This window comes from Bacillus sp. COPE52, from assembly GCF_003355115.1.
In the GTDB taxonomy this organism is placed as follows: domain Bacteria; phylum Bacillota; class Bacilli; order Bacillales; family Bacillaceae_G; genus Bacillus_A; species Bacillus_A toyonensis.
Map to the genome: position 1 here is coordinate 3,331,774 of NZ_CP031292.1, position 16,093 is coordinate 3,347,866.

General features: G+C 33.6%; 18 protein-coding genes. 2 read left to right on the forward strand and 16 right to left on the reverse strand.

The features are described 5' to 3' along the window. Nucleotides 1–277 precede the first annotated feature (277 nt). From DPQ31_RS16730 to DPQ31_RS16755, 6 genes are all read right to left on the reverse strand, one after another. Complete coding sequence (locus DPQ31_RS16730) at nucleotides 278–877, reverse strand: nitroreductase family protein (RefSeq protein ID WP_208730755.1); 600 nt, start codon at nucleotides 875–877, stop codon at nucleotides 278–280. 415 nt (nucleotides 878–1,292) lie between these two features. Beyond that, entirely contained in the window at nucleotides 1,293–2,366 is a 1,074-nt protein-coding gene (locus tag DPQ31_RS16735; protein ID WP_097959629.1) for a WD40/YVTN/BNR-like repeat-containing protein, read from the reverse strand. A gap of 412 nt (nucleotides 2,367–2,778) precedes the next feature. After that, on the reverse strand, nucleotides 2,779–3,618 hold the full coding sequence (locus tag DPQ31_RS16740; protein WP_208730756.1) for an aldo/keto reductase: 840 nt from the start codon (nucleotides 3,616–3,618) through the stop codon (nucleotides 2,779–2,781). Nucleotides 3,619–3,634: 16 nt separating this feature from the next. Next, nucleotides 3,635–4,849, reverse strand: coding sequence for an MFS transporter (locus tag DPQ31_RS16745; protein ID WP_208730757.1), 1,215 nt, complete (start codon nucleotides 4,847–4,849; stop codon nucleotides 3,635–3,637). Between the two features lie 601 nt (nucleotides 4,850–5,450). Then, entirely contained in the window at nucleotides 5,451–5,924 is a 474-nt protein-coding gene (locus DPQ31_RS16750; RefSeq protein WP_208730758.1) for a tautomerase family protein, read from the reverse strand. A gap of 45 nt (nucleotides 5,925–5,969) precedes the next feature. Further along, nucleotides 5,970–6,443 (reverse strand): heme-degrading domain-containing protein, encoded by a 474-nt coding sequence (locus DPQ31_RS16755; protein ID WP_098911665.1) that lies wholly within the window; start codon nucleotides 6,441–6,443, stop codon nucleotides 5,970–5,972. Nucleotides 6,444–6,991: 548 nt separating this feature from the next. Between DPQ31_RS16755 and DPQ31_RS16760 the strand changes: the two genes are divergently transcribed. After that, nucleotides 6,992–7,474: a VOC family protein gene (locus DPQ31_RS16760; protein ID WP_097959811.1), complete on the forward strand. Its 483-nt coding sequence runs from the start codon at nucleotides 6,992–6,994 to the stop codon at nucleotides 7,472–7,474. Nucleotides 7,475–7,637: 163 nt separating this feature from the next. On the opposite strand, the gene DPQ31_RS16765 is transcribed toward DPQ31_RS16760, so the two are convergent. The 8 genes from DPQ31_RS16765 to spxA form a co-directional block, all read right to left on the reverse strand. Beyond that, nucleotides 7,638–8,957 (reverse strand): aromatic amino acid transport family protein, encoded by a 1,320-nt coding sequence (locus DPQ31_RS16765; RefSeq protein WP_001014167.1) that lies wholly within the window; start codon nucleotides 8,955–8,957, stop codon nucleotides 7,638–7,640. A 971-nt stretch (nucleotides 8,958–9,928) separates the two neighbouring features. After that, nucleotides 9,929–10,147 carry a helix-turn-helix domain-containing protein gene (locus tag DPQ31_RS16770; RefSeq protein ID WP_000974630.1) on the reverse strand — a complete coding sequence of 73 codons (219 nt, stop codon included), beginning with the start codon at nucleotides 10,145–10,147 and terminating at the stop codon, nucleotides 9,929–9,931. Between the two features lie 10 nt (nucleotides 10,148–10,157). Next, entirely contained in the window at nucleotides 10,158–10,640 is a 483-nt protein-coding gene (locus tag DPQ31_RS16775) for a DUF2975 domain-containing protein (protein ID WP_087970325.1), read from the reverse strand. Between the two features lie 296 nt (nucleotides 10,641–10,936). Beyond that, nucleotides 10,937–11,269 (reverse strand): IDEAL domain-containing protein, encoded by a 333-nt coding sequence (locus DPQ31_RS16780; RefSeq protein ID WP_000987479.1) that lies wholly within the window; start codon nucleotides 11,267–11,269, stop codon nucleotides 10,937–10,939. Nucleotides 11,270–11,430: 161 nt separating this feature from the next. Then, nucleotides 11,431–11,844 (reverse strand): Rrf2-family transcriptional regulator SaiR, encoded by a 414-nt coding sequence (gene saiR / locus DPQ31_RS16785; RefSeq protein WP_001083461.1) that lies wholly within the window; start codon nucleotides 11,842–11,844, stop codon nucleotides 11,431–11,433. A gap of 218 nt (nucleotides 11,845–12,062) precedes the next feature. Further along, nucleotides 12,063–12,197 carry a BA3454 family stress response protein gene (locus DPQ31_RS16790; RefSeq protein WP_000573526.1) on the reverse strand — a complete coding sequence of 45 codons (135 nt, stop codon included), beginning with the start codon at nucleotides 12,195–12,197 and terminating at the stop codon, nucleotides 12,063–12,065. Nucleotides 12,198–12,307: 110 nt separating this feature from the next. After that, nucleotides 12,308–12,442: a BA3454 family stress response protein gene (locus DPQ31_RS16795; protein ID WP_000573527.1), complete on the reverse strand. Its 135-nt coding sequence runs from the start codon at nucleotides 12,440–12,442 to the stop codon at nucleotides 12,308–12,310. A gap of 46 nt (nucleotides 12,443–12,488) precedes the next feature. Next, the gene (gene spxA / locus DPQ31_RS16800; protein ID WP_000236192.1) at nucleotides 12,489–12,884 is read right to left on the reverse strand and encodes a transcriptional regulator SpxA; all 396 of its coding nucleotides are present in this window, start codon (nucleotides 12,882–12,884) and stop codon (nucleotides 12,489–12,491) included. A 642-nt stretch (nucleotides 12,885–13,526) separates the two neighbouring features. Here spxA and DPQ31_RS16805 point away from each other — a divergent pair. Beyond that, nucleotides 13,527–13,871 (forward strand): winged helix-turn-helix transcriptional regulator, encoded by a 345-nt coding sequence (locus DPQ31_RS16805; protein ID WP_000860824.1) that lies wholly within the window; start codon nucleotides 13,527–13,529, stop codon nucleotides 13,869–13,871. Between the two features lie 227 nt (nucleotides 13,872–14,098). Here the strand turns inward: DPQ31_RS16805 and DPQ31_RS16810 are convergent, their stop codons facing one another. Together DPQ31_RS16810 and DPQ31_RS16815 are read right to left on the reverse strand one after the other, a co-directional pair. Then, nucleotides 14,099–14,836, reverse strand: a complete 738-nt coding sequence (locus DPQ31_RS16810; protein WP_000146294.1) for a GntR family transcriptional regulator — start codon at nucleotides 14,834–14,836, stop codon at nucleotides 14,099–14,101. Between the two features lie 32 nt (nucleotides 14,837–14,868). Further along, on the reverse strand, nucleotides 14,869–15,930 hold the full coding sequence (locus tag DPQ31_RS16815) for an oxidoreductase (protein WP_208730759.1): 1,062 nt from the start codon (nucleotides 15,928–15,930) through the stop codon (nucleotides 14,869–14,871). Between the last annotated feature and the right edge of the window lie 163 nt (nucleotides 15,931–16,093).

Sequence of the window (16,093 nt, forward strand, 5' to 3'; positions counted from 1 at the left end):
AAGTAATCAAATTACAAATACCTATGATTAAAACGCTAGTTTTTCAAGCATTTATGAAAACTTAGCGTTTTTAATAAATAAAACAAGGTGATCAAAACGATAACCTTGTTCCTTTAAAGATTAAAATTATATTTTCAACGCCTTTTATTCATACATACTCGATTAATAAAAAGAACGAATAAACTTTTTTTGACGAAACAGTTTTATTTTCACAATACAGTTAGCTTCCCTCGCTATTTGCGGACAGTAAGACACTACTAATTAAAGTTTCACTTTATTACTTATGAAATTTCACACGCTCTTCAAGCGGTTGAAATTCTTTTTCTCCTGGTGCAGCTGTTGGATTACCAAATGGCATTTGTGTAATTAATTTCCAATTGTCAGGAACATTCCATTCTTGTTTTACCTCATCGTCGATTAATGGATTATAATGTTGTAAAGATGCCCCTAATCCCTCTGCTTCTAATCCCGTCCACACGACTAATTGGTGCATACCTGATGCTTGGTGTGACCAAATTGGGAAGTTTTCAGCATATGCAGCAAATTTTTCTTGAAGCGATTTCACTATTGCCTCATCTTCAAAGAATAGCACTGTTCCATAACCAGCTTTAAAGGAATCCATTTTTTGTTGCGTTCCTGAAAAATCTCCATCTCCAACTACTTTTCTTAATGTTTCAGTTGTAATATCCCATAATTTATCATGAGCTTCACCAAATAATACAACTACTCGCGCAGTTTGAGAATTGAAAGCGGATGGAGTATATTTCACAGCAAACTCCACGATTTCTTTAATTTTTTCATCTGATACTTGTACCTCTTTATTAATTCCATAGTAAGTACGTCTTTCTTTCAGTGCAGTATAAAAATCTTTTGTCATAACGTCATCTCCTCCTAAGTTCTAATATCCTTCAAAAAATACATCTCGAAGATAATATGCGTTTAAATTCTTTCATTTTTTAATGATTGAACTCCATAACATCAATTACCAATCATTCTGAACCTAAACACACTGCTTCCTTCAGTTGACCTAAAAAACGTCTTATAACATCATTCATAAAATCTAATCATCATTCGGTACTATTTTATCCATTCTCTATTAATGTATCCTGTTTGTTTCATATTTACACAAATATGAATTTAATCACCAAAGATAATAGCGTTAAATTGACTCATTATTATAGTCAATAAAAAAGCCAGGAAGCGTTTATAACACATTACCTGGCTTAATACATTTTAATTTTAAATTCAGCTAAGCATTCTTAACGAATAGTAGTTAAAACTATACCCGTCACTTATTTAATGATTAACATCTCATAAGGATGTTGTTCCATAAATCTGTTCTCCCAAGGAATCTCTAATGACGCCCAATTTGAACCACCATCTACTGACTGATACACTCCTTTATTGCTAAACAGATAGAACGTCCCATCACTTGTTGCCTTTAATACTGGTATGATTGTGCCTTTGGGAGTTGGTAAACCTGCATTCATTTCTGCCCAAGGCTGATCTTTTTCTTTCTTATAAATATATGATTCACAATTTCCATTATTGTAATCATGTGCTACGTGTGGATTTGACGATGTCGCAATAATAATATTTTCCGGATCATTAGGATTAACTGCCATTTGATATGCGTAATGATGCTTTAGCCCACTACAAATATAGTTCCAAGTTTTACCTCCATCACAGCTCTCCGCATACTCGTGACCTGGTTCTTTCAAGAATGAATCACCTAAAACCCCGTATAAGCGATTCGGTGCATTGCGATGTGATTTAAGAACGTGAATATCTTGAGGATAATTCCCCTCTTTTTCCTCAGTCCATGTCATACCGCCATCTACACTTTTAATTAATCCCCCAACCTCAATAGTCGTATAAATGGTTTCTGGATTATTAGCATCAATTTCAATGTATTTTACATGGTGTGTATATGTTCGTTGAGGAAAGAACCATGATGAATACGATGGCATTTGTCGATAATCCGTTAGCAATTCAAAACTGTCTCCTCCATTTTTGGATACAAACATTGCGCTCGGTTCAGTTCCTACATATACGATCCCGTTACCGTTATCACCCTTCGCTGGAGATACAGAAACTGCTGTAATAGCTCTCATATAAATAGCATTGGCTGGGAACACTTCACCAAAGGAAGGTAACGTACCAATCACTTCCCATGAACTTCCTCCATCTTTACTTCTCCATAATCCCCTATCAAAAGTACCACAATATATTCTTTCTTGGTCGTATGGATCTGAAGCTAAAGCAACTGGATTAACACCTACAAACTGCGAATGGACACTCCATGTTGAATCTTTTCTTTCTGCAATTACAAGTTCTCTATCAAACGCTAATATGAATTTTTCCATAGCTAAAATCTCCTCGTTTCATAATATATTTACTGTATGATTTAAAAATTTCCCTTTACAAGTTATGAGATGATATTTATATGCTATAGCATATAAATGATAAATTTTATAAGAAATATGTGATTAATAACTTACATTATATCATTTGTTAACTTCACATCAGTATGATGAACACGGTATCCTGTTAACTCATATAAGTCCATATGCCACCTCCAAATAACTTACAAAATACATGCTATAGCATACATATTATAGAATGCATGATTACATGTCAAACTTTAATACTGTTTTAGAATCAGTTCTTTAAATCGCCTAAAGTAATTTAAAAGTCATAATATAAACAGAAGCATTTTATTGAATAAAAAATAAAAAAAGAGTGCAACTTTGCACTCTTTTTACCCATTCTTTAATCTTAGAAATCAAAATTATCAGGATCTGGACCAACGCGGTGATTTTGATTTAACGCATCGATTTTTTCCATATCTTCTTTCGTTAATTCAAAGTTAAACACGTCAGCATTTGCAATAATGCGGTGTTCTTTCGTTGATTTTGGAATTGTAATAACTCCATTTTGAAGATCCCAACGTAAAATAACTTGGGCTGTTGTTTTACCGTGTTTCTCAGCAATTTCTTGTAATGTTTCATTATCTAATAATTGACCTTGCATTAGTGGTGACCATGCTTCCATTTGAATACCTTGTTCTTTACAGAAAGCTTGTAATTCTTTTTGTGTTAAACGAGGATGGTATTCTACTTGGTTGATCATTGGCTTAATTTCTGCATCTTTTATTACATCTTGTAAGTGATGGATTTGGAAGTTACTTACACCAATTGCACGTACGCGCTTTTCTTTATAAAGTGTTTCTAGCGCTCTCCATGTATCTTTATATTTTCCTTCTGAAGGCCAGTGAACAAGATATAAATCTAAATAATCTAGTCCTAATTTTTTTAGACTCTCTTCGTATGCAGCGATTGTTGTTTCATATCCTTGATCTGCGTTCCATACTTTTGAAGTAATAAATAATTCTTCTCTTGCAATGCCAGTCGCTTCAATACCTGCACGAATTCCTTCACCTACAGCTGTTTCATTTCCATAAATTGCAGCTGTATCGATACTGCGGTATCCTGCTTTAATTGCTGATTTAATCGCTTCTACAAGTTCTGGACCTTCTTCTACTTTAAATACACCTAAACCGAACCAAGGCATTTCTACACCGTTATGCAATGTTGTTGTACTTTGTAAGTTTTTCATTTTATTTTCTCTCCTTTTATTTTACTTGATCTCGTTTTTCTAATGACATACTCCATGCTGTTAAAATAACAGCACCTACTACCATAATGCCGCCTACCCAAGCTGTATGAATTAACCCTAACGAGTTCGTTACAATACCGCCTAAATAAGCACCAAGAGCAATCCCAGCATTAAACGCCGCAATATTAATTGCCGATGCAACATCGACAGCACTCGGTACAAATCGTTCAGCTAACATTACGACATATACTTGTAACCCTGGAACATTCATAAATGCGAATAGTCCCATGAAAATAATTGTAATTAATCCAGCTACTTTAAATGGTGCTGTAAATGTTAACACAAATAATATAATCGCTTGAATGAAGAACATGTAGAATAGCGCTCGAATTGGATTATGATTCGATAATTTCCCGCCAATCACATTCCCTATCGCAATGGCGATTCCATACACTAATAAAATGATCGTAACCGTATTAGCTTTAAATCCTGTTACTTCTTGTAATAACGGAGATAAATACGTAAATGTTACAAATGTACCACCGTATCCAAGTGCAGTAATGATGAAAACAAGTAACAGTCTTCCATTCGTAATCAGTTTAAATTGATCACGGAATGATACAGACGAACCTTTTTTCATATTAGATGGAATGAGAATACTATTAGCGATTAAAGCAATAATTCCAATTACCACAATTGCTAAAAATGATGTTCTCCAGCCAAATTGTTGACCGATAAACGTTCCAATTGGTGCACCTGTAATAGTTGCAACTGTTACACCAGTAAACATAATCGCAATCGCGCTAGCACGTTTATTTTCTGGTACAAGTGCCGCAGCAATCGTTGAACCAATTGACATAAACACACCATGCGAAAGCGCAGACACAATTCTCGCAATAAGTAATACAGTGAAGCTTGTTGCGACAGCTGCAATTCCGTTACCAATAATGAAAATAATCATAATCCACATTAATAACGTTTTTCGTGACATATTAGCTGTTAACGACGTTAATACTGGAGCACCAAATGCTACGCCTAACGCATATAAAGAAACGGTTAAACCAGCTGTTGTCACCGACACATGTAAATCTTCCGAAATAGATGGTAATAAACCGACACTAACAAATTCAGTTGTCCCAATCCCGAACGCACTAATCGCTAGCGCTAATAACGCAAATATACTTCTTCGATTCGTCTGAACTTCTGAAGACGATGCTGTATATGAATTCAATTGAGTTTCCCCTCTCCCCTACAATTCCTATCATAATAGTGCGATAAAAAGGCCCTTTTATCTTTCAAAAAATATATTTTATCTCTACAAACGCTATTATGAATGGTTTCATTCTCTTTTTAAAGAACGCACTTTAAAGTACTGTAGGCACTTTTTAGTACCGTACTTTTTAGTACCGTACTTCTCATTTCTCACTCCGCTCTTACAAATACTATTATGAAATGTATTTAACATAATTAACAGTACGTACTTTAAAGTGCTGTAGGTACTAAAAGTAACATAGTTAGTTACTAGTACCGTAAAGCTTGTTTCTCTCTTACATGTGCTATTATGCATTATATTGATCCTAATAAAAAGTACGTACTTTAAAGTACTATAGGTACTAAAAAGTAACATTTACATAACCTAGCTTATTTTGCTCAAAAATTGACATCTACATTCAACGAAGAAGGGTTTCATATAAAGAAATACACTCTTCCAGTAGAGGTGACTTTAGAGGATATTACTTGAAAATGTAAAAGATCATATTCATTACCGCAGACAAATAAAAAAGGCAGAAACGAACAGAAATATGTTCATTTTTGCCTTTTTTATTTAATCATTAAAATGTACGACTTTTAGAAAGAAAGTCTTTATCGGCTCCTGTTACACCGCTTTGTCCCCAGTTTCCTGGAATCATTTCACGAATAATAATTAGCACTTTATCCAAAGGTGCATGTGTATATTTAGAGGTTAATTGTGTAAGTTCGTTTACCCACTTATCCTTTGTCTCTTGATCAAATGTATTCCATATATCAATCTTAATGATACCCATTCCATCAACGTTACTATCCGGTGTACCATAAGACCCTTTTGTTTCCCAATTGGACACCCTACTTTTCTCAGAAAAGGTAGCATCACTTGCTACAGCTCCAGCTTTCCCCCAATTTTCTTTCTCAAGTTCCGTGATTAACACTTGAATTTTGTCAGGGACAATTTTTAATCGTTTTATTGTAAGTTCCGTTACATTATAAATGAATTCCTTCTTTTCTTCTGTTGACATGGTTGGCCAAGTATTTAGTTCAATTAATGGCATAGTATTGCCCCCTAAAATTAATTATTTATTCATTAACTACAACGATTAGTTCAAATGATTTTTAACTGCTCTTACTACCAATTCGTGATCTTCTTCTGGTGGTAATCCTGAAACTGTTATCATTCCAATAACCCCTACGTTTTTTATTCTGATAGGAAAACATCCACCAAACGCAGCGTATTCCGAAGTATCTAAAAGATATTTTTCATTATATGAGACTCCAGTTATTTCACTTTGTATCTGCATATAATATGAGCTACGGTCATGCAGGGAAACGACTCGTTTTTTACGCTCAATCCATTTCGTATTTTCCTCATTTGTCCCTGTCATCTTGAAATGAAATAATTGCACACCATTTTTCGTTATATCAACAGCAATCAATTTCCCCTCTCGCTTTGCTGTTTCAACGATAAATAAGCCTAGTTGCAAGGCATCTTCATTTGTAAAAGAGGTAAATTGAAGTGTTTCTTCCTCTTTTACAATTTGTTTACTTATTTCATTCAAATTTGAATTAGTCATATCTTTAACCTCCATAATCGTTTTATGCCACTCTGGTATTTCGGGCAATTATTGAATTCTAAAGTATCAACTTTCAATCAATCTGAATCTAAATAAACTGCTGTAACATCAAGTAGCTAGTACCGTAAAGCTTATTTTCTTCTTACTGGTGCTATTATGAATGATATTCAAAGTTATAAAAAGTACGCACTTTAAAGTGCTATAGGTACTTTAAAGTACTATTTTACTTATCCCTATCTTACAGAGACTATTATGAAATATATTTAACATCTTAAAAATGTATGTACTAAAGAATAATATTTTTCATATCAAACTTTTTTGCTCAATGGCTGTAATTTAAATTCATCAAATTTTTGTATCAAGACAAACGAAAAATAAAAGAATCTAGCGGATACTAGATTCTTTTCTGATTAAAAAACACTCTTATATTTCTCGTGTGTTGTTACAAAAGACATAGAATAGAACTTCTACTAAAAGCTCATTTTAATTACAGTAAAAGATTGGTGAAACGAATACATTACACCACCTAAAAATAGGAGGCAACAAAAATGGGTGAAAAAACAGCAAGCTTTTCACAAGTAAATCACGTCGGAATTACAGTAAGTAATTTAGAAAAATCTATCGTTTTTTACGAAGCATTAACAGGTAAGAAAGTATCAAACATCGATGAAATTGGCGGAAAGAGAATGGCGCAAACTCAAGGACTTGAAGATACTCGTATTAAATACGCCAACCTTCACTTAGACAATTTGAATATCGATATTCTAGAATACGTTGTCCCTAAATCAGATAAAGCATCTTACTCAAATGATCAAATTAGTGCGATGCATCTTTGTTTTGAAGTAGAAGATATCGATGCTGCTGTAGAACGTCTAAAAGCAATTGGAGTAGAACCAGATGGAGATCCAATTGTCTTTCAAGAAGAAGACGGCTTGAAATCTGGATTTGGTACAGGCGTTGCCTACTTCCGTGATCCAGATGGTACTAATTTAGAACTAATTGCTCCAAAAGGTCCATTCAGACGTGAATAATTAAAATATATTAATACCGAAAAAGCCACCTAATATATGAAAGGTGGCTTTTTGTCGCTAAGTTGATAGATTGAATAAAAAAGGACAAACTCTCCAACTTGAGAAGTTTGTCCAAAAAGTTTTTCGTGTCCACTATTTTCACACTAAAACTAACAATCGTGAATTAGAATAATGACTTAATACTTGCTAAAACAGTAAGTACACCTACAATAATAACAAATACGTTACTCATTTTCCCTTTGTATTTAGCTAGTACTGGTACTTTATTGATTGCATACATCGGTAATAGACATAAGATAGCAGCAACTAATGGACCGCTTAGAGAATCAATAAGTCCAAGAATACTTGGATTTGTATAAGCAACAAACCAGCATGATAATACAACAAAAGTAAGGACGATTGTCTTAATTGTTTTTTCTTCTATATCTTTTCCACGTGATTTACCGAACTTAATAATCATGTCACGCATTACTTCAAATGCTCCGATATAATGGCCAAGGAAAGATTTTGTAATAGCCACAAAAGCAATGATTGGAGCTGCAATCGTGATTACAGGTGAATTAAGCTCATTAGCAAGATATGAAAGGATTGATAAGTTTTGCTCTTTTGCCATTTTTAAATCCTCTGGAGTCAAGCTTAATGTACTACTCCAAACGAAGAACATAACTACAGCGAATGTCATGATATAACAAACTTTTTGTATTTGCGCACATTTAGCATCAGTAGCTTCTATTCCATACGTAGCTCTCTGTTTCACAACAAATGATGAAATCATAGGTGAATGATTAAATGAGAATACGATGATTGGTAGAATCATTAATATCGTTCCAAAATAGCCTGTACCTGTTGAAGCAGTAGAAACAGCTGAAAAACTAAGCATTGACGTATTCCACTGTGGAATTAAAGATATTGCGATAAAAAGTAGAGAAGCTATGAAAGGATACACTAGCATACTCATTACCTTTACAGTAATATCTTGACCAAAATTCAGTATAGCGATAAGACCAAGAACTAATACAAGTGATAAAATAGCCCTTGGAGGTTCTGGCATGTGCAATTGATGCACGATAAAACTACTTGCAGTATTTGTAAGCGCAACCGAATACATTAGTACGATTGTATAAATTGAACCGAAATATACGATGTTAAAAATGATACTCGCTTTATTTCCGAAATACTCTCTAATTGTACCTGTGATCCCCTCATCAGCAGAATTAGAAGCGTATATCATTTTAGCAAGTGCCCTATGTGAGTAATACATAACTGGATATGCAAGCAATGTAATTAGTAGTAATGATAATAAACCACCTGAACCTGCATTAATCGGTAAAAAGAGCACCCCTGCTCCAATTGCAGTTCCAAATAGGCTCAATGCCCATGTAGTATCCTGCTTATGCCACTTTTTCGGATCTGCATATTGCTCATTTTTTAGTGCGGTATTTTCAGCTTGAACTTCTATTTTCTTTGCAGTATTCCCGTTCATATAATAACTCCCCCTTGTATCCTATTCTTACGTCTCTCTTTATAGCTAACGAATATCTTCCTTTTTTGGAAAATGAATTCCTTACAAGTTGCCCCACATTGCATGTCCTTCATCATAATGAATCCAAATTGAAACATTCGCTAGTTAGCGTCCTAATATAATTGTTAGCGTTAACAAAAAAGTTTACTCGTAGTATCCGCTCTTTATATAAAGAACCCTTAAGAGAACAATATAGAATAGACTTCATAAATACGTTGCAACATTTCTAATAACAGTGTATTACTTTAGTGGTTTCTCTTTTTTTACTTATAACAGTAATTTCAGCTAAACCGGCCTCTCTTCATTTATGAGGCATTTCTTTCTCAATTCTACACATCACTTTAATAACTTCGGCAGCATTTATGGTATTGATTACACAAGCCACTGAAGCACTTTACATACATTTCCGCCTCTAATCAAACACCTTTCTTACTAGTAATCGCATTTTTTATATTTTCTCCAGAGATAATAAAATTTCTCTCGACGCCCTCATTATAACGTGTATATTTATAAAATTAATATTTTTATATTTTCAGATTTTTCACCAGGAAAAATTTTCAATATATAATGAATTTCAGCCATAATGCAGTAATTTTTTCCATTACTTTAAGATATACTAGTTATTTAATACATTCCACCTCATACACTAAAACTATTGTAATAAATAATTAATGAATATATTTCCAAAATAGAAAAATAAATTTTCGGGATATAAATTATTAATATCGAATTTATATACATTTATTGGAAAGGGATATCTCTTTTCCACCAAAGTTTTCTATAAGAATTGAACTCATTTTTCGGACAATACGTTTTTTAACTTGATGACAATAAGGAAACCCGCTAGCATTTTACAAAAACTACGCTAAGCCGAAAAATATAATAAGCCCCCCATATGGAAGGCTTATTTACAAAATAATCATTGTCTATTTTTATTGATTCTCTTCGTCTCTTTTATACTCCAAAATATCACCTGGTTGACAATTCAAAGTCTTACATATCGCTTCTAATGTTGAAAAACGAACCGCTTTTGCTTTCCCGTTTTTCAAAATAGAAAGATTTGCCATCGTAATCCCAACCCTCTCTGAAAGCTCCGTTACGCTCATTTTTCGTTTTGCTAACATCACATCAATATTAATAATGATTGCCATATCCTCCACCTCAGACCGTTAAATCATTTTCTGATTTTATATTAATAGCTTCTTGTAAAAGTCTTTGTAGAACAGCAGCAAAAACGGCAATTACCATAGAGGCGAAAATAATAACCAATCCAATTGGTATAAAACTTGGAGGGTCAACTCTTGCCGCCATAAGATAGTAGAGTGGCATACCTAGCAAGTACAAGGTACTAATCGTGAGGGCACTGTATTTAATATTCTTTAAAGCCTTTACCGATAATTCCGAGAACGCTTCGTTCTTATCAATATAGCTTAAAAGTTTAAATGCTTGATACAGAGCAAGGTAAAAAGGTATCGCTGCCGCGTACATATCGATTAAAACGAGAGATTTCATATAAGCAATATTTGGATACAATTCTCCAGCAAAATCCCCAATCTTAGGCACCAAAAATATGCACAATACAAGGACTAGGATTCCTATAAAAATAATAGCTAGCTTTAAAAAGAGTGTCGTAACTTGTTTCATAAAAGCACCTCGCTTATTTAATAACAAAATGATTTTATCACATAATTTATTTTTTAACGATAAATATTAGTTGTTTTTTATTATATTATTATTGTTAACAAAATATCCTTTTCATTTCAACAAAAATAAAAAGCATTTCTCATTACAAAGAAATGCTTTTACTTTAAAATATTAATTTTATAAATCATGTTATTAAATTTCTCCTGAACTCCCTAATTTAATGGTTTTTTTTCACACAAAACAATTGATTTTATCACAACTAAAGATTCCAAAAGAAATTATATTTAATATAATTTTTAAACTCCCCCATTCACTAGCTCGTTTATCGAATTTAATTTGGAAGAAAGCTTGATAAACCATTCTTCATCCCCTGTTAATAATGCAAGGTCTATAAGATAAAGGATTTGTTCCTTGTTTATTGCTTTTGATTCAGGGAGTTTTTTTACGTGTTTACTTAAAAAGGACATTGTTCTACTTATTGTATCCCTGTTGTCACATTTAACAACATTAACCTTAACTACTTCCCCTACATGATCAAATGATTCAATATAACCAAGTATTAATTCACCCTCTACTGATATTCCTCGAACCCAATCTCCTACTTTTAAAACAGGATTATTTGACATCATACTTTTTCACCTTCCTAGAAATGATTTTAGTATTAATTTATTAGGATTCGTTCCTCGTTTTTTAGAGACGACAAACAAGATACACAAAACAACTCGAACTGTAATGTTTTTCATTACATTTAAACATTAAGAACTCCACGGCTATATAGAAATTAAGCCGTTTATCGTTCTTGATTGATTAGATCGACTACTTCTTTCATCGTATAGTTCTTTAAATATTCACCTAGATGTTCTTCAGCACCTAAGAAAATAGTGAAAAGAACTTTTCGCATATTCGAGCCTACAATACACTGGTCATTCGATTCTGGACATTTAGGTTGCAAAGCACCTTCTGAGGTTATTTGATAAATATGCCAGAGATTAACTTCACTTAAATCTCGAGCGAAAATAAAACCTCCACCAATTCCCTCTTTTGATTGTATAAACTTATGTTTTTTTAACAAACTTAGCACTTTGCGAATGCGTACTGGATGAACACCTGCACTTTCTGAAATAGCATTGCTTGTTGACATCCGGTCTGGCTGTAGTGCTAAATAAGTTAAACTGTGAATGGCCAAGGTAAAGTCACTGTTCATGGTCTTCCTCCTACGATATAAATTGCTAATCACTTTTCAACTTACTGTAACTATAAATATTACAGATAGGTTTGTCAAACGTTAAGATTTATAAATAATTTTTACTATGAAGAAATACATTCATTTATATTCTATACGAGCTCACCGATGTCTATTAGTTACATTTATCTTTTTGAACTACCTATTATCATTTATGTTTTTTAAGTCTAAAAATAATTTTAAAAATCCCACTGTTTCTTGACTTGTTCTTCTGCCAACTGTTTAATTTTTGTCCAGATTGTATCTTTGCTCACAATAACATTTGTTTGATAATTTCTATTTTTATAATTCACTGTAACGCATACTTCAATCATCTCTTGCTTCCTCCTTTCAAAAAATTTCACTTATTTATATTTAATCCCTGAAAAATTTTGGATTTAGCTAGAATCTCTAACCTATAACTTCACTTTTTAAATAATCAAACTTAAAAACCCCACTGTTTCTTGACTTGTTCTTCTGCCAACTGTTTAATTTTTGTCCAGATCGTATCTTTGCTCACAATAACATTTGTTTGATAGTTTCTATTTTTATAATTCACTGTAACGCATACTTCAATCATCTCTTGCTTCCTCCTTTCAAAAATTCCCTTTAAGAAATATTACTTATTAATTAGCCAACTTTTGCAATTCTATGTTCAGAACTGTTCGAACGCTACGTGGTAAAAATTTACGAATTTCTTCCTCGTTAAAACCAATCTGCAATCTTTTTTCATCCAACATTATTGGGCGGCGTAACATTTGAGGATACTCAATTATTAATTTATAAAATTCATTAAGCGAAAGCGCCTCGATATTTATATTTAATTCCTGAAAAATTTTGGATCTAGTTGAAATAATTTCAGTAGCCCCTTCTTCAGTTAAACGAAGAATTGATTTAAGTTCATCGACTGTAAGAGAGTTTGATACGATATTTTTTTCGGTATAATCAATTTGATTCTCTTCAAGCCATGCTTTTGCTTTTCGGCATGAACCACAGCTTGCTGTCGTATATAAAATCACCATATTTTATTCACTCCTTTAATGTTCTTTATCAAACGTACAATTATTTTAAATATGGATTATTGAAATGTATTAAAAAAAATTACAGTTTAGAATCAAATTCACGTAATGTTATTTATTCGACAATGTTTAATTTATCTCAACTATCCGTTTCCTTTTAAAATGATGCTTTCATACAATTACTGTATCTACATTTTACAGACGATGACAACTTACTTCTTAAAACTATACTGTAATTTTAAACTTTACAGTTAGATTAATCAACTGTTAAGTCTTGGATTAAATCTATCAACGTAACAAATCGTTTTCTTTTGTGTGAATGTCCCCATAGTTATTATTCTCACCAATTTCAAATGCACTTCAAAGTATATTATACTCATTTCTTGCTTACATGTGCTATTATGGAATATATTTAGCACAATAAATAGTACGCACTTTAAAGTATTATAGGTACTAAAAAGTAACATATAAACTTTCTATTCATGTTCTGTTTACTCCTCTCTTACATTGGTTATTATGAACGATATTTAGCACAATAAATAGTACGCACTTTAAAGTGTTATAGGCACTAAAAAGAAATAATTTTAGTATTCAAACGTATGTAGGCCCAAAACTGTCATCTAAATTCATCAAAGGAGTTTTTTTATGAAAACATATAATATTCCTGTAGAAGCGACTTTAGAAGTTATTGGTGGAAAGTGGAAAGTTGTTATCCTTTGTCATTTAAAAAAAGGAACAAAAAGAACGAGTGAATTAAAACGTTTAATGCCTGGTATTACACAAAAAATGTTAACACAGCAATTACGTGAACTGGAAGAAGACGATGTAATCCAAAGAAAAGTATATGATCAAGTACCACCGAAAGTAGAGTATTCTTTAACAGATTACGGTTCATCTTTAGGAGCCATACTCGATTCCCTCTGCGCTTGGGGAGAAGGTCATCTTGAAAAAAACGGGAACACATCCATGCTTATTACAGCTGATGAATAATAAAGTGAAACTTTAATCAGTGGGGGGTGTTCATCCCCCACTGATTATTAGCCTTCACCAATCGGGCTTTTATGGGCAGTGAGACTCCCACCTAACCTCTTTGCTTTCGCTGAATTTTGAGGTGGGAGTCTCACTGCCCTCAAATAGCGGGATACCTATTCCTCTATTTGTGTAAATTCTATCGAAGACATAGAAAAAGGTTGAGACACTACTTGCCTCAACCTTTTTTATGTCTCTTTATAACTTTTTGCGGTAATAACTGTTTCAAATTCAAAGGTTTCTGGTAGATGATCGGCGTAAGAGTACTCGAATGTGCGTCCATCCGTTAAGTAGGCCACTTGTTCAACTCTCATTAGGAAATCTTGATTTGTTAAGTTCATAAACTGCTTTTCTCGATCATCTGGTCGAACTCCTTTAACCCTGACAACGGATGTCCCTACTTCAAGACCAAGTTTATTTTGAATGTGTGAGTATATCGATTCCTCTAAAACGGAAGCTTCAACACCTGGGATGACCGAAATCGGCATCCACGTATGCTCCATAATCGTCGGAATGCCGTGGATGATTCGAAGGCGGATGATTTTATAGACGAAATCACCGATTAAAACTCCCAATTTTTCAGCAACAATTTCATCGGCACCGACAATCGTAAACTCGATAATTTTACTTTCTACCTCACTGCCGTAAACAGCTTTCGTACCTGTTAAAGTTTGAATCATTCGTGCCTTTTCCTGTTGACGCCAATCTTGAACCACGGTTCCACTTCCACGCCTGCGGATGATGTAGCCATCTCTGACTAACAAATCCAGCGCTTTTTTAATAGTAAGTGCTGAAACGCTAAATTCTTCAGCAAGGACGGGGCTACTCGGGATTTTTTCGTTAATTTTATATTCGCTGTCTAAAATTTGCTGTTTAATTTTTTGGTAAATGCCGAGGTATTTTACTTGTGTTGATCCACTTGCCATTTCCATACCTCCTTTATACTGTATTCCCTCTTCTATTCATTCAAATGTAAAGCCTCAAGTTTGTAAACAGAAGGTGATGGAGCAGCAAATCCGTTTTCCAAGATTTCAATATTCGTTACTGCTTCTTCGTCTTTCACAAGTTTTGGTGCACCATTTACGATTGTTTCATACGCTGCATCATAGAAACGACCGTAATCACCAAGCGGCGTTTTAATTTGTTTTTCAATCCAATCACCGTTTGCGTTACGATATTTAGCAATTCCATAGTACATCGGCGAATCTTCACCAAATCCTGCACTCTCAGGCATAATACCCGCTTTCAGATCATTTTCCTGCTGATCTTCACCGTTTTTAATAAATGAACCATTTGTTCCATGAACGATAAAGCGTGGATAATCTTTCGCTACAACATGGTTTGTTTTCAATTTAATTTTCAGCTGATTGCCGTAATGTAGACCAACATCGAAATAATTATCAACCGCACCTTCCACTTCATTATTACGAATATCGTATGTCACCGTATCCGGACGGCCGAATAGTGAAATCATACGGTCCATCGTATGAATACCTAAACTGTAAAATGAACCTTCTTCTTTTAGACCTTCGTGAGTGATTGAACCAGGACGGAAATAATCAATATGTGATTCGACCTCAACAATATCACCGAGGAATCCTTGTTCCACAACTTGCTTCACAGCTAAGAAATCACCATCAAAACGACGGTTTTGATAAGGCATAACTACTACACCTTTCTCTCGTCCTAAAGCTAATAATTCTTTCGCATGTTCAACTGTATCGCAAAATGGTTTTTCAACGATAACTGATTTCCCAGCAAGTATAACTTTTTTCGCCAATTCGTAGTGGGTATGCGCTGGCGTACAGATTGTCACTACTTGAATTTCTTCATCATTCAACAATTCGTCCAAATCAGTAGTGAAATAAACACCTTTCTCCGCATATGGAGCCGCTAATTCTTCATTAATTTGGCGTGCAAAAATTGTTTTTACTTTTATATTTTTACGTGTGTTTACATAAGGTAAGTGATAACGGTTAGCTGATTTCCCAAATCCGATAAAGCCCATTGTTAATGTCATGTTCTTCAACTTCCTTGCTCATAAATTTTTGTTTCTACATTTATTATATACCTTCAAAACAAAAAGTATATAGTTTTACACTTAAAGTTATATACCAAATAAAAAACCGAGATAGAAATCATTTTCGATTTTCATCCCGGCTTTTTACTTTAAGTTATATATC